Source organism: Candidatus Alcyoniella australis (genome assembly GCA_030765605.1).
Classification (GTDB): domain Bacteria; phylum Lernaellota; class Lernaellaia; order JAVCCG01; family Alcyoniellaceae; genus Alcyoniella; species Alcyoniella australis.
Genome location: JAVCCG010000149.1, coordinates 1 through 3,066, shown reverse-complemented (window position 1 = coordinate 3,066; position 3,066 = coordinate 1). Strand labels below are relative to the sequence as shown.

Annotated in this window: 7 protein-coding genes; all 7 read right to left on the bottom strand. The window is 66.4% G+C overall.

Annotated features, from left to right (window positions below; translation table 11 throughout):
• On the bottom strand, positions 1-332 hold a 332-nt coding region (locus P9M14_18060), incomplete at its 3' end, for a DUF2586 family protein (protein MDP8257657.1).
• 18 nt (positions 333-350) lie between these two features.
• A complete protein-coding gene (locus P9M14_18055; GenBank protein ID MDP8257656.1) occupies positions 351-548 on the bottom strand; it encodes a hypothetical protein in 198 nt (65 codons plus the stop codon).
• A 1-nt stretch (position 549) separates the two neighbouring features.
• Positions 550-1,068 (bottom strand): hypothetical protein, encoded by a 519-nt coding sequence (locus P9M14_18050; protein ID MDP8257655.1) that lies wholly within the window; start codon positions 1,066-1,068, stop codon positions 550-552.
• Complete coding sequence (locus P9M14_18045; protein MDP8257654.1) at positions 1,068-1,499, bottom strand: DUF1320 domain-containing protein; 432 nt, start codon at positions 1,497-1,499, stop codon at positions 1,068-1,070. The genes P9M14_18050 and P9M14_18045 overlap by 1 nt, the downstream gene beginning before the upstream one ends.
• 3 nt (positions 1,500-1,502) lie before the next feature.
• Positions 1,503-1,817, bottom strand: coding sequence for a hypothetical protein (locus tag P9M14_18040; GenBank protein MDP8257653.1), 315 nt, complete (start codon positions 1,815-1,817; stop codon positions 1,503-1,505).
• Between the two features lie 2 nt (positions 1,818-1,819).
• Positions 1,820-2,767 (bottom strand): hypothetical protein, encoded by a 948-nt coding sequence (locus P9M14_18035; protein ID MDP8257652.1) that lies wholly within the window; start codon positions 2,765-2,767, stop codon positions 1,820-1,822.
• A 24-nt stretch (positions 2,768-2,791) separates the two neighbouring features.
• The coding region (locus P9M14_18030) for a hypothetical protein (GenBank protein MDP8257651.1) at positions 2,792-3,066 on the bottom strand (275 nt) is incomplete at its 5' end.

Below are 3,066 nucleotides of genomic sequence, written 5' to 3'. Positions count from 1 at the left end.
TACTTGCTCTTGGGCGTGCCCGCGGCCGCAAAAACAGCATCGCCGGAGTTGCCGCTGCCGGCAGTGACCGTGCCGTTGACCCCGGCTACGGAGCCCGGGGAGACCACGGCCACGATGCGCTCGGCCCCAAGCTGGATCGCGTCCTCGATCTTGTCCGTGAGCTGCCCCTCGCCGAGACTTCCGCGCACGTTCGAGTGCGGCCCGAAGTAATACAGCAGCGAGGTCTCGCCCGATTCGCAGGGCCCGACGGCCAGCAGCGAGCCGGTAACGTCGGTAATCTGGCCGGTGAGATCTCCGGCCGTCTTGTGTTCCTCAACTCCACCCCAGACCATTGGGCCTCCTCGTTCTGGCTAGAACTTGCTCGCAGGCAGCTTGCGCGCCCTGGACAGGTCGCGCTTGAACGCCTCCGGCGTCATCGTCGTCTTGTCGTCCCACTTGTAGTGGGCCCACAGCCCGGCCAGCTCCCAATCCGGGACCTTGTGCTCCTTGGCCAGGTCGCGGATCGTTCGGGCCTGTTTATCGGGCTGCTTGGGCTTGTCGTCGGCCATCTCATGCTCCCTGCGGCGCCAGCGTGGCGTCGATGCGCACTGCGGTTGAGGCATCGACCAGCGGCGCGGTTTCCGTGACGTAGATCCCGCCGGCGAAGGTCAAGGTCAGCTCGGCGCGCGTCTCGTCGAGCACAAAGCCCTCGTCCTCGCTCCACTTGGCGCGGCCCGGGCTCAGTGCGATGTAGTGACCGTCCGCATCGATGAATCCGCGCGGAAGCCCGGCGAGCAACTGCTCGGCGCGCCCGTCGCACAGCGTCTCGTTTTTGTCGATCAGCGCCACGCCGAGCTGGATCGTGCGCCGGTAGCGGCGGCGCAGCTTGGTCACGGTGCGCGTTGCAGGATCCGCGGTTGTCGACACCAGGCTGCCGTCGAACTCTGACTCGTCGGAGGTGATGTGCAGCACCGCGTAGGGCTTGGCGCGCATCTGCCCGGCCTGGCCCGCATTCATGCACACATTGCGATCAACAATTCCCTGGGCCACCAGCGCCTGCTTGATCCGGGCCTTGCACGCGGTCAGCATCAGAACTTCCCCAGCAGCTCGTCGGAGAACGTCCGCTCGCGTGTGCGCACGCTGACTCCGACCTCGGGCTGCGTCGGCTCATCGCCCATCGGCAGATCGAGTTTTCCCTCGCCGATTTTCTCCAGCACTTTGAGCGAGCCCTCATAGCGTCGAACGATCACCGCGTCGGAAGTGTTGTCGCGGAAGCCCCGGCGGCTGGCCAGGTGGTAGATGGCGATGTTTACGGCAAGGTTGCGGACGCCCTTGGGGCAAGGTTCCAGCGGCACGGGATAGCGCTTCTGCAAATAGAAATCGATCTCCTCGTCCGCCTTGTTCAGCGCCGCCTCAATGCGGCCCTCGTCCGCCACCCCGTCGCCGTTATCGTCGGCGTACTCGATCAGCTTCTCCTCGGGAAGCTGATTGACCAGGTCGGCGTAGGAGGCGTAGGACATCGGCTACTTCTCGGAAATCTCTTGGTAGCCCTGGAACCACTCGTCGCGCTGCTTTGCGGAGACCGCGACGCCCAGGCGCTCCTCGAGCGCCTCGACCGTAGGCTTGCCGTCCTTAGTCGTCTGCCCGGTTTCGATCGCGTCTCGGATCGCTCGGGCAATGTCGGCCACGTCTGGCTCGGCGGCCTTGGCGGGCTGTTGGCGTTCGATGGCTCCCAGCTCGAGCAGGCGTGCGGCCACGGCCTCGGGCAGGTCCTCAACCGTGTCGCCGGGCCTGAAGGTCCGGCCGTTGTGCTTGAAGGGCCAGAGGGTCAGGTGCATCGTCAGCTCGCGGGAGCGATCGCGTCGGCGATCAGGTAGGCCGCGTTGGGCCCGAGGATCATCGGCCGGCGATAGTCCTGAACGCGCAGCACCTCGGTGGTGGAGTGCTCGTCGCGGTACTTGTCCGTGATCGGATGCCCCTGCTTGCGGAAGGTGTAGCCAAAGGCCGGAGTCTCCTGATCCTGCTCGGACTCGGGCGGCACGTAGGCCAGCATAGCGATGAGGCCCCAGATGTCGCTGAACACGCCGTCGGCCGAAGCCGTGATCGACTTGCCCACGACCACCTTCTCGACCTCGAACAGCTCGGCGAGCTGGGCCAGAGTGGCCGCGCCCTTCTGCGTCGGAGCGTTGGGATACAGCGCGGCCAGCACGGCCGGGTGCATCTTGAGCACGCTGTGGATTTTGGGGCCCAAGGCCAGAAGATTGGGGTCAACGCCGACCGCGCCGCGAACAGCCTCGCGCCCCGCCTCGATGTCAACGAAGGGGTCGCCGTCCACGTGGCCGGAGTTCCACTGATCGTTGCCGGTCAGGGCGACCTTGTTGCCGACGGGGTAGTTGGCCGCGTTCTGGCACATCGCGCCCACCGCGCGCTCGAGCTGCAGGGACATGGTCTTGAGCAGATTGTTCTGCCGCCTGGTCTGAAGCTGCAAAACCGGGTTGGCCTCGTCGTACTCCTCGTCGTCGATGCCGGACTCCAGCGCCTCGCGGTCGTAGCCCACGGTGGCGTAGTTGTTGCCGAACTCGATGCGAGCAGCCGGGCCGCGGAGAGGCTTGGCCGTGTTGTAGGCCATGAACGTCTCCTTGCCGAAGGTCGGCACGCGCATCAACGAGGCGCTCAGGGGGACCACGGGCAGGATCTGCGGCCAGAGGTGTGCCGGGTGCTTGTAGCCCTGGGCCAGCTTGCTCAGGACCGGATCGACGATCCGCAGTGATTCGAGTCTGTCGGGCATCTTTATCTCCTTCGCGTCCGCTGGTTACGCGACCAGCAGGACCTCGATCTTGGCGCCGTCGCCGCTGCCGGCCTCCAGCGCGATGGCGTTGATCTCCTGGGGCAGCGCGCCGCCGCTCAGCACGGTCTCCGGAGTCGTGGTCGCAGTGGTCGTCGCGGTGATCCCCGGCGTGTCGGACGAGGCGGTGATGATCGCCCCGTTGGCCGCAGTCGAGGTGACCGGCGTCTCACCGGCATCCACACCGGCGGTGATCGTCGGCGCAGCGTCCAGCGCGGCCTCGGTCGCGGCCTCGATCTCGG